Origin of the sequence: Actinacidiphila cocklensis (assembly GCF_907177275.1) — a bacterium.
GTDB lineage: Bacteria > Actinomycetota > Actinomycetes > Streptomycetales > Streptomycetaceae > Actinacidiphila > Actinacidiphila cocklensis.
Map to the genome: position 1 here is coordinate 885 of NZ_CAJSLV010000082.1, position 15,956 is coordinate 16,840.

At 74.8% G+C, this 15,956-nt stretch carries 16 protein-coding genes; 11 read left to right on the forward strand and 5 right to left on the reverse strand.

Features of this window, described 5'->3' with window-relative positions; all coding sequences use genetic code 11:
* A partial coding sequence (locus NFU81_RS30300) for a hypothetical protein (RefSeq protein WP_422665327.1) occupies positions 1 to 853 on the reverse strand: 853 nt, incomplete at its 3' end.
* Between the two features lie 15 nt (positions 854 to 868).
* Between NFU81_RS30300 and NFU81_RS30305 the strand changes: the two genes are divergently transcribed.
* Positions 869 to 1,762, forward strand: a complete 894-nt coding sequence (locus NFU81_RS30305) for a tetratricopeptide repeat protein (protein ID WP_251496867.1) — start codon at positions 869 to 871, stop codon at positions 1,760 to 1,762.
* 64 nt (positions 1,763 to 1,826) lie between these two features.
* Here NFU81_RS30305 and NFU81_RS30310 read toward each other — a convergent pair whose 3' ends face one another.
* A complete protein-coding gene (locus NFU81_RS30310) occupies positions 1,827 to 3,125 on the reverse strand; it encodes a DUF1015 domain-containing protein (protein WP_251496870.1) in 1,299 nt (432 codons plus the stop codon).
* 75 nt (positions 3,126 to 3,200) lie between these two features.
* Here NFU81_RS30310 and NFU81_RS30315 point away from each other — a divergent pair, with 75 nt between their 5' ends.
* Positions 3,201 to 4,220 (forward strand): HAD-IIA family hydrolase, encoded by a 1,020-nt coding sequence (locus NFU81_RS30315; RefSeq protein ID WP_251496873.1) that lies wholly within the window; start codon positions 3,201 to 3,203, stop codon positions 4,218 to 4,220.
* A gap of 258 nt (positions 4,221 to 4,478) precedes the next feature.
* Here the strand turns inward: NFU81_RS30315 and NFU81_RS30320 are convergent, their stop codons facing one another.
* Positions 4,479 to 5,279, reverse strand: coding sequence for a siderophore-interacting protein (locus tag NFU81_RS30320; protein WP_251496877.1), 801 nt, complete (start codon positions 5,277 to 5,279; stop codon positions 4,479 to 4,481).
* 4 nt (positions 5,280 to 5,283) lie between these two features.
* The gene (locus NFU81_RS30325) at positions 5,284 to 6,306 is read right to left on the reverse strand and encodes an ABC transporter substrate-binding protein (RefSeq protein WP_251496879.1); all 1,023 of its coding nucleotides are present in this window, start codon (positions 6,304 to 6,306) and stop codon (positions 5,284 to 5,286) included.
* Between the two features lie 189 nt (positions 6,307 to 6,495).
* Here NFU81_RS30325 and NFU81_RS30330 point away from each other — a divergent pair, with 189 nt between their 5' ends.
* The 3 genes from NFU81_RS30330 to NFU81_RS30340 all read left to right on the forward strand — a co-directional run bounded on the left by NFU81_RS30330 (position 6,496) and on the right by NFU81_RS30340 (position 9,514).
* Positions 6,496 to 7,461, forward strand: coding sequence for a FecCD family ABC transporter permease (locus NFU81_RS30330; RefSeq protein WP_251496983.1), 966 nt, complete (start codon positions 6,496 to 6,498; stop codon positions 7,459 to 7,461).
* A gap of 23 nt (positions 7,462 to 7,484) precedes the next feature.
* On the forward strand, positions 7,485 to 8,525 hold the full coding sequence (locus NFU81_RS30335) for a FecCD family ABC transporter permease (protein WP_251496987.1): 1,041 nt from the start codon (positions 7,485 to 7,487) through the stop codon (positions 8,523 to 8,525).
* Between the two features lie 104 nt (positions 8,526 to 8,629).
* A complete protein-coding gene (locus NFU81_RS30340; protein ID WP_251496882.1) occupies positions 8,630 to 9,514 on the forward strand; it encodes an ABC transporter ATP-binding protein in 885 nt (294 codons plus the stop codon).
* Here the strand turns inward: NFU81_RS30340 and NFU81_RS30345 are convergent.
* Positions 9,462 to 9,809, reverse strand: a complete 348-nt coding sequence (locus tag NFU81_RS30345) for a sterol-binding protein (RefSeq protein ID WP_251496885.1) — start codon at positions 9,807 to 9,809, stop codon at positions 9,462 to 9,464. The genes NFU81_RS30340 and NFU81_RS30345 overlap by 53 nt on opposite strands.
* 165 nt (positions 9,810 to 9,974) lie before the next feature.
* On the opposite strand from NFU81_RS30345, the gene NFU81_RS30350 reads away from it, so the two are divergent.
* The 6 genes from NFU81_RS30350 to NFU81_RS30375 all read left to right on the forward strand — a co-directional run bounded on the left by NFU81_RS30350 (position 9,975) and on the right by NFU81_RS30375 (position 15,872).
* Complete coding sequence (locus tag NFU81_RS30350) at positions 9,975 to 11,069, forward strand: histone (RefSeq protein ID WP_251496888.1); 1,095 nt, start codon at positions 9,975 to 9,977, stop codon at positions 11,067 to 11,069.
* Positions 11,062 to 11,313 carry a hypothetical protein gene (locus NFU81_RS30355; RefSeq protein ID WP_251496891.1) on the forward strand — a complete coding sequence of 84 codons (252 nt, stop codon included), beginning with the start codon at positions 11,062 to 11,064 and terminating at the stop codon, positions 11,311 to 11,313. Before NFU81_RS30350 ends, NFU81_RS30355 begins: the two co-directional genes overlap by 8 nt.
* Positions 11,314 to 11,326: 13 nt before the next feature.
* On the forward strand, positions 11,327 to 12,136 hold the full coding sequence (locus NFU81_RS30360) for a TlyA family RNA methyltransferase (RefSeq protein WP_251496990.1): 810 nt from the start codon (positions 11,327 to 11,329) through the stop codon (positions 12,134 to 12,136).
* 14 nt (positions 12,137 to 12,150) lie between these two features.
* A complete protein-coding gene (locus NFU81_RS30365; RefSeq protein WP_422665329.1) occupies positions 12,151 to 13,047 on the forward strand; it encodes an NAD kinase in 897 nt (298 codons plus the stop codon).
* Between the two features lie 64 nt (positions 13,048 to 13,111).
* Positions 13,112 to 14,863 (forward strand): DNA repair protein RecN, encoded by a 1,752-nt coding sequence (gene recN / locus NFU81_RS30370; RefSeq protein WP_251496895.1) that lies wholly within the window; start codon positions 13,112 to 13,114, stop codon positions 14,861 to 14,863.
* 178 nt (positions 14,864 to 15,041) lie between these two features.
* The gene (locus tag NFU81_RS30375; RefSeq protein WP_251496897.1) at positions 15,042 to 15,872 is read left to right on the forward strand and encodes a hypothetical protein; all 831 of its coding nucleotides are present in this window, start codon (positions 15,042 to 15,044) and stop codon (positions 15,870 to 15,872) included.
* The last annotated feature ends 84 nt before the right edge of the window (positions 15,873 to 15,956 follow it).

A 15,956-nucleotide genomic window follows, 5' to 3' on the forward strand; every position in this document is an offset into this window, starting at 1 on the left:
CGACCGTCCCGGTGGTGACCGTCCGCGTTTCAACGGCCCGCGTGACGACAGGCCGCGCTACGACCGTCCCCGTGATGACCGGCCGGCCCGCGACGACCGTCCGCGCTTCGACCGTCCCCGTGACGATCGGCCGCGTTTTGACGATCGGCGTGATGACCGTCCGCGTGGTCCGCGTCGTGAGGGTGACCGTCCCGGTGGTGGCGGTGGGTTCCGTCGGGACGACCGTCCCGGTGGTGGCGGTGGGTTCCGTCGGGACGACCGTCCCGGTGGTGACCGTCCGCGTTTCAACGGCCCGCGTGACGACAGGCCGCGCTACGACCGTCCCCGTGATGACCGGCCGGCCCGCGACGACCGCCCGCGCTTCGACCGTCCCCGCGATGACCGTCCCCGCGATGACCGGCCCCGTTACGACCGTCCGCGGGACGACCGTCCCCGCTTCGACGGCCCGCGTGACGACAGGCCGCGCTACGACCGTCCCCGTGACGACCGGCCGGCCCGCGACGACAGGCCGCGCGACGATCGCCCGCGTTACGACCGTCCCCGCGACGACCGCCCGCGTGGGCCGCGGCGCGAGGACGACCGCGGTGGCTTCCGCCGTGACGACCGTCCGCGTGACGACAGGCCGCGTTACGACCGCCCGCGCGACGACCGTCCCCGTGACGACCGGCGCGACGACCGCCCGCGTGGTGGACCCCGCCGCGACGGCGACCGTCCCCGTGACGACCGCGGTTACGGCCGGCGGCCCGTCGTCGAGGGCCGCGGTCGGTTCGAGAACCGCGGTGGCAGGGACGAGCGGCGCGAGGAGCGGGAGCCGGTACGCCGGCTGCCCATCCCCGACGAGGTCACCGGGCACGAGATCGACCCGAGCGTGCGCCAGGAGCTGATGAGCCTGCCCAAGACGCTCGCCGACGACGTGGCGCGCAACCTGGTCATGGTCGCGCGGCTGCTGGACGAGGAGCCCGAGCAGGCGTACGCGTACTCGCGGGTCGCGCTGCGGCTCGCCTCGCGGGTCGCGGCGGTACGGGAGGCCGCGGGCTTCGCGTCGTACGCCAGCGAGCGGTACGCCGAGGCGCTGGCCGAGTTCCGGGCGACCCGGCGGATGACCGGCACGGTCGACCTGTGGCCCGTGATGGCGGACTGCGAGCGCGGCCTCGGCCGCCCCGAGCGCGCCCTGGAGATGGCGGGTGCGCCCGAGGTGCACAAGCTCGACAAGGCGGGCCAGGTCGAGATGCGCCTGGTCGCCGCGGGCGCCCGGCAGGACATGGGCCAGGCCGAAGCGGCGGTCGTGACGCTGCAGAGCTCGGAGCTGGCGTCCAACGCCGTGCACCCGTGGACCGCGCGGCTGCGGTACGCGTACGCCGACGCGCTGCTCGCCGTGGGCCGCGAGTCCGAGGCGCGCGAGTGGTTCGCTAAGGCGCTGGAGGCCGACCAGAACGGCACCACCGACGCGTCCGACCGCCTTGCGCAGCTCGACGGCGTGGAGTTCGTGGACGCCTTCGACGACACGGACGAGGCCGACGACGTCGACGGCGCGGACGACGCCGAGGACGCCGAGGACGCCGAGGACACGGACGAGACCGACGTCGCCGACGAGGAGTCGGCCGAGGAGGCCGACGTGCCCGAGGCGGCAGAGGCAGAGGCAGAGGACGAGGACGACTCCGAGGTCGGGGTCGACGAGGAGTCCGACCTGACCGACGAGGCCGACCCGTCGTCCTTCCTCGACTCGCCGTTCCGCGAGCCGGCGCCGGGCGAGAAGGACTAGTCCCGCAGCACACAGGGCGGCACCCGCACACCGCGGGTGCCGCCCTTTTGCGTGGGCGCGCGGGTCAGCCCAGGTCCAGGCTCCGCATGACCAGCCCGCCGGCCGGCTTCGGCCCGAACGACGTGGACTTGCGCGGCATCATGACGCCCTGCCGGGCGAGTTCGCGGACGACGGGCTCGCGCACCGGGTGCATCAGCACCGCCGTACCCGCGTGCCGCCGCGCCTGTTCCACGGCGGCGTCGGCCGTGTGGATGTAGCGGATCTCGTCGGGGAGGCCGGGGGAGTCGGGGATCTGCCAGACGTGGTCGAGCAGCAGGTGGTGCAGGACCGTGGCGTCCAGGCGCCGCCACTGCGGCGGCCGGTCGGCGGGGACGTGGCGGTCGAGCGGGCCGGGGTCCGGGCGGTCCAGGAGGTGGAAGCCGCCGTCGCCGGCGAGGACGAAGGCGTTGCCGTGCTCCGCCGCGCCGGCCAGCGCGCCGAGGGCCGCGTCGAGGGTGTGGCCGGGCAGCGCGCGGACCCGGAAGAACGGTCGGGCGGTGTCCAGGGCGCGGTCGGGCGGCAGGTGCTGCAGGACGCGGTGGATGGCGCGGACCCGCAGCGGGTGGCGGGCGGTGTCGACCAGCAGGACCAGGCCGTAGTCCCACGGGGTGCCCGACGGGTGGGCTGCCTGCAGCCTGCGGTACGTGGCCCAGCGGTGGTGGCCGTCGGCGATCAGGGCCTGGCGGCCGGCCAGGTCGGTGCCGATCGCGGCGATCTCCGCCGGGTCGGTCAGCGACCACAGGCGGTGGTGGACGCCGTCCTCGGTCGTCGTGCCGAGCAGCGGTGCGCGGGTCCGCGCGGTGCGTTCGACCAGGGTGGCGGTCGCGTCTCCGTCGCGGTAGGCGAGCAGCAGCGGTTCGAGGTTGGCGCGGGTCGCGCGCATCAGGGCGGCACGGTCGGCGACGGGACCCGGCATCACGTCCTCGTGCGGCAGGACGACGCCGTCCTCGGGCGGGGTGAGCCGCAGGGCGCCGATGACGCCGCGTTGCAGGTGGTCGCCGTCGCGCTGCTCGTAGACGTACAGCGCCGGTTCCCGGTCGGCGGCGAGCACGCCCTGCTCGCGCCATGCGGCCAGCGTGCGGGCGGCCTTGGCGTGCCTGGCCTCCGGCGTTTCGGCGTCGGGGAGGATCAGCCGGACGACGTTGTGCGGGTCGGCCGTCTCCAGGTGGCGCTGGCCGTCGGGGCGGACGACGACGTCGTACGGCGGTGAGGTCACCGCCGCGAGGCTGCCGACGCGCTCCGCGACGTAGCGCAGGCCGCGGAACGGGGTCAGCCGCAGGCCCTGCTCGCCGTCGGGTCCTGGGTGGGGACCGGGAGTGCTCATCAGCGCATGGTACGTCCGGCGGTGCGGATGGGGGATGATCGAGGCAACGCCGACCAGCGAGGAGCGAGCCCGCCCATGACCGACCGGACCAGCCCGAGCGCCAGCGAACAGCCGCTGCACACCGCGTACGACACGGCGCTGCTCGACCTCGACGGCGTCGTCTACGCCGGCGGCGAGGCCATCGCGCACGCGGTCGAGTCGCTGACTGCGGCGCGCTCCGACGGGATGCGGCTCGCCTACGTCACCAACAACGCGGCGCGTACGCCGCAGGCGGTCGCGGAACACCTCAGCCGGCTCGGTGTGCCGGCCGAGGCGGAGGAGGTCGTCACCTCGGCGCAGGCCGTCGCGCGGCTCATCGCCGACGAGGTTCCCGCCGGGTCGAAGGTCCTGGCCGTCGGCGGCGAGGGCCTCCTCGCGGCGCTGCGCGAACGCGGGCTGCAGCCCGTCGAGTCCGCCGACGACGCGCCCGTGGCGGCGGTGCAGGGGTACGGACCCGAGCTGCGCTGGTCGCAGCTCGCGGAGATGGCGCACGCGGTGAACTCCGGGGTGCCGTGGTTCGCCTCCAACACCGACCTGACGATCCCCACGGCGCGGGGGGTCGCGCCCGGGAACGGCGCGGCCGTGGAGGTGGTGCGGATCGCGACCGGCGGTACGCCGCGGGTGGCGGGCAAGCCGCTGCCGCCGATGCACCGGGAGACGGTGATCAGGACCGGGGCGAAGCGGCCGCTCGTCGTCGGGGACCGGCTCGACACGGACATCGAGGGGGCGAACGCGTCCGGCGTGGACTCGCTGCTCGTCCTGACCGGGGTCACGAAGGCGGCGGCGCTCCTTGCGGCGGAGCCGCGGCACCGGCCCACGTATGTCGCCGCCGACCTCCGGGGGTTGCTCACCCCCCACCCGCCCGTGTCCTGGGACGGCTCCCAGGCCCGCTGCGGAGGCTGGACCGTTTCCGCCTCCTCCTCCCCCTCCCCCTCCCTCGACCTCGCCGGCTCCGGCGACCCCCTCGACGCCCTCCGCGCACTTTGCTGCGCAGCCTGGACCGCACCTTCCTCCGACCTCGACCCCACCGAGGCCTTGTCCCGCCTCTCCCTCTGACCTCTGCGCAGAGGGAAAGCCCTGCCAGGGGCAAACCCTGGAGGCAGGAGGACGCAGACCACAAGGGGCGCGGGGAACTGCGCGCCCGGCCGAGACGCACCGAAAGGTGCGAGCCCACGGCAAGTGGCACCCACCCAGGGGCGCTGGGGGTACCCCCAGGCGAAGCTCTGGGGGCGGAACTGCGAGCCAAGCCCGCCGAAGGGGAAAGGCGACCGCCCGCCGCAAGGGGCAGCGCATCCCGGGCGGCCGGGGGAAGGATCAGGTTGCCGGGAGAAGCGCGTCCTCGGAAGTGCCCCGGCGCCAGTAGCCGGTGAAGGTGACGGCGGAACGGGGGAAGGCGCGGGCGCCGACAAGGTGGCGGCGGACGTCGCGCACCAGAGCGGCCTCCCCGGCCAGCCAGGCGTACCCCGCCCCGGCGGGAAGCGCGGCCGCGGCGACCGCGTCGGCCAGGGACCCGGGCCGGGCCAGCCAGCTGACCTCGGCCTCGCACTTCGTGGGCAGCTCGATGCGGTCCCCGGGAGCGCCGACGGAGATCCAGGCCTTGACCACCGTGCCGGCCGGCAGCCACTCCAGGATCGCGGCGACGGCCGGCACCGCCGTCTCGTCGGCGCACAGCAGCACCCAGTCGGTGCCCTCCGGCGGCTGGAAGTCGACCCCGCCGTTGTCGGGCACGACGGGCGCCAGGAGGGTGAGCAGGTCGCCGGGCGCCGCCCGGGTCGCCCACCGGGAGGCCGGCCCGAGGTCGCCGTGCAGGGCGAAGTCGATGTCGACCTCGCACGGTTCGCGCCGCACGTCGCGCACCGTGTACGTGCGCATGATGCCGCGCACCCCGGGGTCGAGTGCGCGCCAGCGCGCGTACCAGTCGGCGTCCAGGACGTCGGGCAGCACCGGCTCGTGCTGCCCGTCCTGCGGCAGGAAGAGCTTGAGCCGCTGGTCCCGACCGCCGCTGACGACCGCTTCGAGGCCGGGGCCGCCGAGGACGACCCGCACCAGGCCGTCGCAGAGCCGGTGCGTGCGCAGCACCCGTGTGCGGAAGAAGTCGTAGGCGGGGGCGGTCATGGCGTCAGCTCACCTTCTTCGCGCCGCTGATCGCCTTGGTGAGCGCTTCGAGCTGGTCGGCGCACTTGGCGTAGGAGAAGATCGGCTCGCTGGGCCAGCCGTAGATCTGCCCGGCCTCGACGGCGGGCAGCTGCATCCAGGTGGGCCGCCCGGTCAGGTCCCTGGGCTGCAGGGTGGCCGAGCGGTTGTCGAGCATGACGACGTCGGCCTTGTACTTGTCGGCGGCCTCCCAGCTGAGGGTCTCGAAGAAGCCGCCCTCGACCTTGCCGGGGACGATGAAGTCCACCCCGAGGCTCTTGTAGTACGTCAGGTCGGCGGCCGACGACGGAGTGGAGACGTAGAAGGAGTCGGCGCTGGCGGAGGCGGCCATCACCGTGATGCCGCCGGCGGCCTTGGCGGCGGAGCGCAGGCCCGCGGAGGCGGTCTCGAAGCGGTTCTTGGCGGCCGCGTTGGCGGCGGAGGCCAGGTCGGCGCCGAGGGCGGCGGCCAGTTCGGCGTACCGCCGGAGCGGGGTGGTCAGCGGGACGCCCGCGACGTTGATGCCGGCGCTCGGCGCGATGCCGAGGATCTTCGCGGTGCTCTGCTCGGGTACGTACCAGAGGGACTTGGGGTCGTACATGTGGCTGATGAGCAGGCCGGGGCTGAGGGCGGCGTACTTCTCGATGTTGAACTCGCCCCAGACGTTGCCGAGAACGGTGACCTTTGCGACGTCCAGGTCGCCGGCCTGCGCGTCGGGGGAGCCGTCCTTGAGCTTGGTGGGGCCGAAGACGCCTGCGCACTCGACGCCGTAGTCGTGCAGGGCCGCGGCGGAGCCGACGTAGGCGACCAGGTGCGCGGGCGGGCGGTCCAGCGCGACGGTGGTCTTGCGGTCGTCGGTGAAGGAGAAGGGGCCGGTGGACGGCTTCGCACCGCCCGAGGTGGCCGCGGGGGCGGGGGAGCCGGCGTCGGAGTCCGAGCCGCCGCAGGCGGCCAGCAGCGCGCCGGCCCCGAGGGCGCCGCCGGAGGCGAGCACACCACGGCGGGACATTCCGGATATGGGGCGGAAACGGGAGGAAGTCATGATGCGATGCCGCTCTACTCGGAGTGGGGATAGCAAGGTTAGGCTAACCTAACCTCCGTGTTGGTTGACCACGACTCCCCATCAGGCCCCGCCGCCCCCGCCGCCCCGCCCCCGTCCGGCTCGACGGCCCGTACGAACGCCGCCAGGAGCGCCGGGCTGCTGGCCGCCGCAGGACTGCTGCTCGCCGTCACCGTCGCGAGCATCGCGGTCGGCGCCAAGGACATCCCGCTCGACCAGGTCTGGCACGGGCTCTTCCACTACGCCGGTACCGACGACGACGTCGTGATCCGCAGACTGCGGCTGCCCCGCACCCTGCTCGGCCTGCTCGTCGGCGCCGCGCTCGGTGTCGCGGGCGCCGCCATGCAGGCCCTGACCCGCAACCCGCTCGCCGACCCCGGCCTGCTCGGCGTCAACGCGGGCGCCGCCGCGGCCGTCGTCACCGGCATCAGCTTCTTCGGCGTCAGTTCGCCCGGCGCCTACGTGTGGTGGGCGCTGGCCGGCGCCGCCGTCGTCTCGGTGCTGGTCTACGCGATCGGCGGCAGCAGGTCCGCCACCCCGGTACGGCTGGCGCTCGCGGGGACCGCGGTCACCGCGCTGCTCCAGGGCTGGTCGAGCGCGGTGCAGCTCACCGACAGCGTGGCCCTGGACCGGATGCGCTTCTGGCAGGTCGGCTCGCTGGCCTCGGCCGACATGGCCACCGTCCGCAGGATCGCGCCCTTCGTCCTGGCCGGCGCCCTGCTGGCGCTGGCCACCGCCCGCCCGCTCAACGCCATCGCGCTCGGCGACGACACCGCGCGCGGCCTGGGCGCCCGGCTGACCTCGACCCGGGTGCTGGTGATGGCCGCCATCACCCTGCTGTGCGGGGCCGCCACCGCCGCCTGCGGCCCCATCGTCTTCATCGGCCTGATGGTCCCGCACGTCGTCCGCGGCATCACGGGACCCGACATGCGCTGGATCCTGCCGTACGCGGCCGTGCTCTCGCCGGTGCTGCTGCTCGGCTCCGACGTGCTGGGCCGGCTGCTCACCCGGCCGGCCGAACTCCAGGTCGGCATCGTCACCGCGGTCGTCGGCGGCCCGGTCTTCATTGCGCTGGTGCGCCGCAGGAAGATGGCCGAACTGTGAGCCGGGAGCCGTCCCGCGGACGTATCGCGGGCACCACCGTCCTGCGCACCGGCCGCGCCGGGCTGTCGCTGCGGATCGACCGGCGGGCCGCCGCCGTCGGCGCCGGGCTGCTGGCCGTCGCCCTCGCCGCGGCCGTCGTCCTGGTCGGCACCGGCGACTACGCCATCGCACCGGCCGACGTGCTGCGTACCCTCACCGGGCACGGCACCGCGGGACAGGAGTTCATCGTCCGTCAGCTGCGGCTGCCGCGGGTCGTGGTGGCGCTGCTGGTCGGCGCCGCGCTCGGCATGGCGGGCGCCGCCTTCCAGGCCGTCGCGCGCAACCCGCTCGGCAGCCCCGACGTCATCGGCTTCGGCCAGGGCTCCGCGGCCGGCGCTCTGACCGTGATCGTGCTGCTGCACGGCTCGTCGTACGAGGTCGCCGCCGGCGCGGTGGCCGGCGGGCTGCTGACCGGGCTCGCCGTCTACGCGCTGGCGTGGAAGCGCGGGGTGCAGGGCTACCGGCTGGTCCTGGTCGGCATCGGCGTCTCCGCGGTGCTCGCCGCGGTCAACAGCTACCTGCTGGTGAAGGCGAACTTCGTGGACGTCGCCCGGGCCGTCGTCTGGATCACCGGCTCGCTCGACGGCCGCGACTGGGACCAGGTGTGGCCGCTGCTCGCGGTCTGCGCGGTCCTGATGCCCGTACTGCTCGGCCGGAGCCGGGCGTTGCGCATCACCGAAATGGGGGACGACGCGGCCAGCGCGCTGGGCGTACGCGTCGAACGCGTGCGGCTGGCCTGCGTGCTGGCCGCCGTCCTGCTCACCGCGGCCGCGACCGCCGCCGCCGGCCCCATCGCCTTCGTCGCGCTCACCGCGCCCCAGCTCGCCCGCCGGCTGACCAGGTCGCCCGGCGTCGGGCTGCTGCCCTCCGCACTGATGGGCGCGGCCCTGCTGGTGCTCGCCGACCTGGCCGCGCAGCGGGCCTTCGGCTCGGGGCAGGTGCCGGTCGGGGTGGCCACCGGGGTACTCGGCGGCGGCTATCTGCTGTGGCTGCTGGTCGGCGAGCGCAGGGCGGGCCGGATATGAGGCGGGCCGCCCGCACCCCGCACCCCGCCGCCCGCAACCCGCCGCCCGCGACATCGGCCCGCAAGACGACATCTCCACCGAACGACCTTCCCGGGAGCGCCCGCATGACCACCCCGAATGCCGATACGTCGACTGGAGGACCGCGGCTGCGGGCCGACGAAGTGACCCTCGGATACGACCGGCGGATCATCACGGAGAAGCTGAGTGTCGACATTCCCGACCACTCCTTCACCGTCGTCGTGGGACCCAACGCGTGCGGCAAGTCGACATTGCTGCGCGCGCTGGCCCGGCTGCTCAAGCCCGCGCAGGGCAGGGTGCTGCTCGACGGCCGGGCGATCGGCACGCTGCCGGCCAAGTCGGTGGCCAGGACCCTCGGGCTGCTCCCGCAGAGTTCGGTGGCGCCCGACGGCATCACGGTCGCCGCACTGGTGGCCCGCGGCCGCTACCCGCACCAGGGCCTGCTGCGGCAGTGGTCGGCGCAGGACGAGCGGGTCGTGGCCGAGTCGATGGCCGCCACCCGCGTCGACGGGCTCGCGGGCCGCCCGGTGGACGAACTGTCCGGCGGGCAGCGGCAGCGCGTGTGGATCGCGATGGCCCTGGCCCAGCAGACACCGCTGCTGCTGCTCGACGAGCCGACCACGTATCTGGACATCCAGCACCAGATCGACGTCCTCGACCTGTGCGCGGGGCTGCACGAGGAGGGCGGCCGCACCCTCGTCGCCGTCCTGCACGACCTCAACCAGGCCGCGCGCTACGCCACCCACCTGATCGCCATGCGCGACGGCCGGATCGAGGCGCAGGGGCCGCCGGCCGAGATCATCACCGCGGAACTGGTGATGCGGGTCTTCGGGGTGCGCTGCCGGATCATCGAGGACCCGGAGAGCGGTACGCCGCTGGTGGTGCCCGCCGCGCGGCGGCCCCGCCCCGCCGGTGGGGTCACAGCAGCGAGCGCAGCCGCAGCACGTCCCGCAGCGACGCCTGGACCCTGACCCGCCCGCTGCCCCACGCCTTGGCGAAGCTCAGCTCACCGCCGACCATCGCCACCAGGTCGTCGCCCGACATCGCCAGCCGGATCTGCGCCCGCTCCTGCGGGGTGCCCGGCACGATGACCACGTCGTTGATCGTGCCGCCGGCCAGCCGCCCGGCGAAAGTGACGTCCAGATCGGTGATCCGGCAGGTCAACGAGCGGTCGAGAGCGGTGGCCGACCGTATGTCGCCCTCGGCCCTCGCCATGTTCAGCGCCAGCTGGTCGAGTGCGGCACGGCACTCCTCGATGGTGGCCATCGGCGCGGTCTCTCTTGTCGAACGGTACGTCCGGACGACGGTACCGCAGGGCAGCGTCGACGGGCCGCGGCGGCGGAAGGCGGTAGCGTCATGACCACGGAGGTCCGCGCGCGGACCTCCGGGTGAACGATGTGTCAACGGGCGAGGCGACGAGGAGTGAGAGCGATGCGGGACGCGCTGCGTACGTGTCTGCAGATCGCGGGCGGCCTGACCGAGGCCACCCGCCGCCGTACGGTCGACGCGGCCAGGGAACTGCTCGACCAGACCGGTATCGACGTCGATGCCGTCCAGCGGCGGATCGAGTCGGCCATCCCGGCGGAGGTGCAGACCCTCGCCGACGAGCTGATGGCCACCGGCCGGGCCAACCGCGACCTGCTGCTCGGGCTGATCCGCGAGGAGGTCGACAAGGCGATGAGCCGGGTCGGCCGGCTCGCCGACGACGTGACCAAGGTCGGCGTGGTGCTGGAGACGCTCGAACGCCGCATCCGCAACCTGGAGTCGGAGGAGGAGCCCGAGCCCAAGGAGGCGCCGTCCGAGCCCGCGCCGCCGGTGCAGCACGTACGGGTCGAGGCCGAGCCGGCCGCACCGCCGCGCAAGGCCGCCGCCAAGAAGGCGCCGGCCGCGAAGAAGACGGCACCGCCGGCCAAGAAGGCGGCGCCCGCGAAGAAGACCGCGCCGCCCGCCGCGAAGAAGGCGGCGCCCGCGGCCCGCAAGTCCGCGGCGGCGAAGAAGGCCACCACCACCAAGTCGGCCGCCGCTCACCGGACCACGGTGACGAAGAAGACCGCGGCAGGTGCGAAGAAGGCCGCCGCGACGAAGACCACGGCGACGAAGGCCACGGCGGCGAAGACCACCGCGGCGAAGACCACGGCCAGGAAGGCCGCGGCGACCCCGAAGCCGACCGCGAACCCCACCAGGACCACCGCGTCCGGCGCGAAGAAGACCGCGGCCAAGACCGCCGAGACCGCCGAGACCGCCGAGACCGCCGCGACCGCCGAGGGCGGCACGACCGCCACCGCGGCCGAGAGCACGGCGGCCAGGACCACCGCGACGGGCACGGCCGGCACCGCCAAGAAGGCCGCCACCCCGAAGAAGGCCGCCACCCCGAAGAAGGCCGCCACTCCGAAGAAGGCGGCCACCGCGAAGAAGACCGCGACCGCGAAGAAGACCGCCACGGCGAAGAAGGCGACCCCGAAGAAGGCCGCCGCCAAAACCACCGCGAAGAAGACCGCGGCCCCGGACGTGACCGGCGATGAGTGAAGCCGCCGTGGAGCAGGGCGCGTACGGCGGGGAACCCGCGCCCGCGCACCCCCCGGACGCGCCCGCGCGCCCCGAACCACTGGGGGTGACGATCGCGCGCACGGGGAATGCTGACGTCGACGCGGCGACAGACCGCCTCGCCGACGCCGACGACCTGCCGACGCAGTCCCACATCGAGGTGTACGAGGATGTGCACCGCGGGCTGCGTGACGCGCTCGCCGCGCTGGACGAGAACAGGAGCTGAACCGTACGTGGCAGTGGCACGACGCCGTCTCGACGCCGAGCTGGTGCGCCGGAAACTCGCGCGCTCCCGGGAGCACGCAAGCCAGTTGATCGCCGCGGGCCGGGTCATGGTGGGGGGTGCGACCGCGACCAAGCCCGCGACGCAGGTCGAGACGTCTGCCGCCGTGGTCGTGGCGGCGGACGGGGACACCCCCGACTACGTCTCGCGCGGCGGCCACAAGCTGGCCGGTGCGCTGGCCGCCTTCCAGCCCCGCGGCCTGGCCGTCGAGGGCCGCAGGGCGCTGGACGCGGGTGCGTCCACCGGCGGCTTCACCGACGTCCTGCTGCGGGCCGGCGCCGCCCAGGTGGTCGCCGTGGACGTCGGGTACGGCCAGCTCGCCTGGTCGCTGCAGAGCGACCCGAGGGTCGTGGTCAAGGACCGGACGAACGTCCGTGAGCTGACGCTCGACCACATCGACGGCGAGCCGGTGGGCCTGGTCGTCGGCGACCTGTCGTTCATCCCGCTCGGCGTGGTGCTGCCCGCCCTGGTGCGCTGCGCGGCACCGGACGCCGACCTGGTCCTGATGGTCAAACCGCAGTTCGAGGTGGGCAGGGAGCGGCTCGGCAGCGGTGGGGTGGTCCGCAGCGCGCAACTGCGGGCCGAATGCGTGACGAAGGTCGCGGGACAGGCGGCGGAACTGGGCCTCGGCGTGCTCGGGGTCACCGCCAGCCCGTTGCCCGGGCCTTCGGGGAACGTGGAATATTTTCTGTGGCTGCGCGCCGGTGCGCCCGCACTGGACCCGGCCGATGTCGACCGTGCTGTGGCGGAGGGGCCGAACCGGTGACCATCAAGAGCGATGTGCAGGACCGTACCGTCTTCCTGCTGACCCACACGGGCAGGGCTGCCGCGATCCGCAGCGCCGAGCGGGTCGTGCAGGGCCTGCTGCGCTGCGGTATCGGCGTGCGGCTGCTCGCCGACGAGGCCGTGGACCTGCCGCTGCCCGAGGCCGTCGAGCAGGTGGCCGAGATCGGACCCGAGGCGGTCGAGGGCTGCGAGCTGATCATCGTGCTGGGCGGCGACGGGACGCTGCTGCGCGGCGCCGAGTTCGCCCGCGCCTCGGGTGTGCCGCTGCTCGGCGTCAACCTCGGCCGGGTCGGCTTCCTCGCCGAGGCCGAACGCGACGACCTCGACAAGGTCGTGGACCGGGTCGTCACCCGCGAGTACGAGGTCGAGGAGCGGATGACCCTCGACGTGCTGGTGCGCAACGACGGCCGGATCGTGCACACCGACTGGGCGCTCAACGAGGCCTCGGTCGAGAAGGCGTCGCGGGAGCGGGTGCTCGAGGTCGTCACCGAGGTCGACGGCCGCCCCGTCTCCCGGTTCGGCGGCGACGGCGTCGTCTGCGCGACCCCGACCGGCTCCACCGCCTACGCCTTCTCCGCGGGCGGCCCGGTGGTCTGGCCCGAGGTCGAGGCGCTGCTGATGGTCCCGATCAGCGCGCACGCGCTGTTCGCCAAGCCGCTGGTGACCTCGCCGCGCTCGGTGCTCGCCGTCGAGGTGCAGCCCGAGACGCCCAACGGCGTGCTGTGGTGCGACGGCCGCCGCACGGTCGAACTGCCCGCGGGGGCCAGGGTCGAGGTCAGGCGCGGCGCCGTCCCGGTCCGGCTGGCCCGGCTGCACCACGCCTCCTTCACCGACCGGCTGGTGGCGAAGTTCGCCCTCCCGGTGGCGGGCTGGCGCGGCGCCCCGGCGTGACGCGGCACTGAGGGAAAGGTCATTGCCGGGCGGCGGGCGTCGCGCCGGGGGCGGGAAACCTCGTATGGTCGTATCCGTGTTGGAGGAAATGCGGATCAGGTCGCTGGGAGTCATCGAGGACGCCGTGGTGGAGCTGTCACCCGGCTTCACGGCGGTGACCGGTGAGACCGGCGCGGGCAAGACCATGGTCGTGACCAGCCTCGGACTGCTGCTCGGCGGCCGGGCCGACCCCGCCCTGGTGCGGATCGGCGCCGGCTCGGCGGTCGTCGAGGGCCGGATAGCGATGGCCGCGGACGCCCGCGCCGCGATCCGCGCCCAGGAGGCGGGCGCGGAACTGGACGACGGCGCGCTGCTCATCAGCCGTACGGTGTCGGCCGAGGGCCGCTCCCGGGCGCATCTGGGCGGCCGTACCGTCCCGGTCGGGCTGCTCGGCGAACTCGCCGACGACCTGGTCGCGGTGCACGGCCAGACCGACCAGCAGGGCCTGCTGCGCCCCGCGCGGCAGCGCGACGCCCTGGACCGCTACGCAGGACCCACCGTCGCCGGTGCGCTGGAGAAGTACGGCGCCGCCTACCGCAGGCTGCGCGACGTCGCCACGGAGCTGACCGAACTGACCACCCGGGCCAGGGAACGCGCCCAGGAGGCCGACCTGCTGCGCTTCGGCGTCGAGGAGGTCTCCGCGGCCGAGCCGCTGCCGGGCGAGGACGCCGAGCTGTCGGCCGAGGCGGAACGCCTCGGGCACGCGGAGGCGCTCGCCTCCGCCGCGACGCTCGCGCACGCCGCACTGGCCGGCAACCCCGAGGACCCCGAGGGCGTCGAGGCCGGCACCCTGGTCGCCGGCGCGCAGCGCGCGCTCGACGCGGTCGCCGCGTACGACCCCGACCTGGCCGCGCTCGCCGCCCGCCTCGGCGAGATCGGCATCCTGCTCGGCGACGTCGCGGGCGAACTCGCCGGCTACGCCGACAACCTGGACGCCGACCCGCTGCGGCTCGCCGCGGTCGAGGAGCGCCGGGCCGTCCTCGCGCACCTGGTGCGCAAGTACGGCACCGACATCGACGCGGTGCTCGCCTGGGCCGGGCAGAGCGGCGCCCGGCTCGCCGAGCTGGAGGGCGACGACGACCGCATCGCCGAACTGACCGCGGAGCGCGACGCGCTGCGCGCCGAGCTGGGCGGCCTCGGCCAGCACCTCACCGACCTGCGGACCGAGGCGGCCGACCGCTTCGCCGCCGCCGTCACCGCGGAGCTGGCGGAACTGGCCATGCCGCACGCCCGCGTCACCGTCGCCATCCGGCAGACCGAGACCGCGGACGCCGAGTCCGGCATCGAGATCGGCGGGCGGGCCGTCGTGTACGGCCCGGCCGGTGCGGACGAGGTCGAGCTGCTGCTCGCCCCCCATCCCGGCAGCCCTGCCCGGCCGATCGCCAAGGGCGCCTCCGGCGGTGAGCTGTCCCGGGTGATGCTCGCCGTCGAGGTGGTCTTCGCCGGGTCCGACCCGGTGCCGACGTACCTCTTCGACGAGGTCGACGCCGGGGTCGGCGGCAAGGCCGCGGTCGAGGTCGGCCGCCGCCTCGCGCGCCTGGCGCGTACCGCGCAGGTGGTGGTGGTCACGCACCTGCCGCAGGTCGCGGCGTTCGCCGACCGGCAGTTGCTGGTGGAGAAGACGAACGACGGGTCCGTCACCCGCAGCGGTGTCACCGTCCTCGAGGGCGAGGCCCGCATCCGCGAGCTCTCCCGCATGCTCGCCGGCCAGGAGGACTCCTCGCTGGCGCGAGCCCACGCGGAAGAACTCCTGGCCACGGCCCGCTCGACCTCCTGAGCGGCAGCCCCCGCCGGGGCGCGGGCCGTCTCCGGCCGAACGGGGCTGTTCGGTCCTCCCCCAGGGCTTCGCCTGGGGGTGCCCCCCTCTCGCTCCGCTCGGGACCACCGGCGGGCAGGGGGACGCGGGCGGTTGGGGGTTGGACGGTGTGGGCAGGGGTGAGCGGGAGAGGGGTGACGTGGAGGGACACAGCGGGCGGTGGTCCGTAGGACTGGCCGCGGCGGGGGCGACCCGCGTGGCGTACGGGCAACTGCGCCGCCGGCCGCCCGTCGAGCCGCGGATGTGGCGCCGGACGAACTACGCCGGCCGCGGAGTCGAGCTGTACGGCGGTCTCGCCGCCGCGGCAGGTGCCGCCACGGCGGTGGCCGCGGCCCGCGGTGTCGCGCTGCGCACCCGCCTGGCCGCGGTGGGCGCCGCCCTGGCGGCCGGCGCGTGCGGTGCGTACGACGACCAGTACGGCTCTCCGGCGGAAAGAGGCTTCGGCGCGCACCTCAAGGCGCTGCGTGAGCGCCGGCTGACCTCGGGCGCGGTGAAGCTGCTCGGCATCGGCGCCGCAGGGCTCGCCGCGGGCGTCATGCTCAAGGCCCACCCGGCCGACCGGGTGCTGTCCGGCATCGTGATCGCCGGCACCGCCCACGCGGTGAACCTCGTGGACGTGCGGCCCGGCCGCGCGGCCAAGGCGGTGCTCGCGGTCGGCGTCCCCGCCCTGCTGCGCCGCGGCCCGGCCGCGCTGCTGGCCGCCGCGCCCGTCGGAGCGGCGGCCGCGGTGCTGCGCGACGACGTGAGCGAGCGCACGATGCTCGGCGACGCAGGCGCCCACGCGCTCGGCGCCGCGCTGGGCACCGCGGTCGCCGTGGCCAACGGCAGGACCGGCCTGCTGCTGCACGCCGCGGTGCTCGTCGCGATGACGGCGGCGGGCGACCGTATCTCCACCGCCGAGCGATTGTGGAAGGCCCCCGGAGTGCGGCAGGTTGACTCCTGGGGCCGCGTGGCACACCCGTATGGGTGATCCGGGACGCGGGTGAACCGGGCCGACCGCGCCCTCGGCCGCCCCGCCCCTTGCGCGGCCTGGCATCCTGGACAGGCGCAACCG

Coding starts and splice junctions, on each gene's coding strand:
- recN (WP_251496895.1), top strand. CDS start 13,112: ATGGTCGTATCCGTGTTGGAGGAAATGCGGATCAGGTCGCTGGGAGTC.
- NFU81_RS30340 (WP_251496882.1), top strand. CDS start 8,630: ATGACCACCCCGAATGCCGATACGTCGACTGGAGGACCGCGGCTGCGG.
- NFU81_RS30320 (WP_251496877.1), bottom strand. CDS start 5,279: ATGACCGCCCCCGCCTACGACTTCTTCCGCACACGGGTGCTGCGCACG.
- NFU81_RS30355 (WP_251496891.1), top strand. CDS start 11,062: ATGAGTGAAGCCGCCGTGGAGCAGGGCGCGTACGGCGGGGAACCCGCG.
- NFU81_RS30345 (WP_251496885.1), bottom strand. CDS start 9,809: ATGGCCACCATCGAGGAGTGCCGTGCCGCACTCGACCAGCTGGCGCTG.
- NFU81_RS30325 (WP_251496879.1), bottom strand. CDS start 6,306: ATGTCCCGCCGTGGTGTGCTCGCCTCCGGCGGCGCCCTCGGGGCCGGC.
- NFU81_RS30350 (WP_251496888.1), top strand. CDS start 9,975: ATGCGGGACGCGCTGCGTACGTGTCTGCAGATCGCGGGCGGCCTGACC.
- NFU81_RS30315 (WP_251496873.1), top strand. CDS start 3,201: ATGACCGACCGGACCAGCCCGAGCGCCAGCGAACAGCCGCTGCACACC.
- NFU81_RS30310 (WP_251496870.1), bottom strand. CDS start 3,125: ATGAGCACTCCCGGTCCCCACCCAGGACCCGACGGCGAGCAGGGCCTG.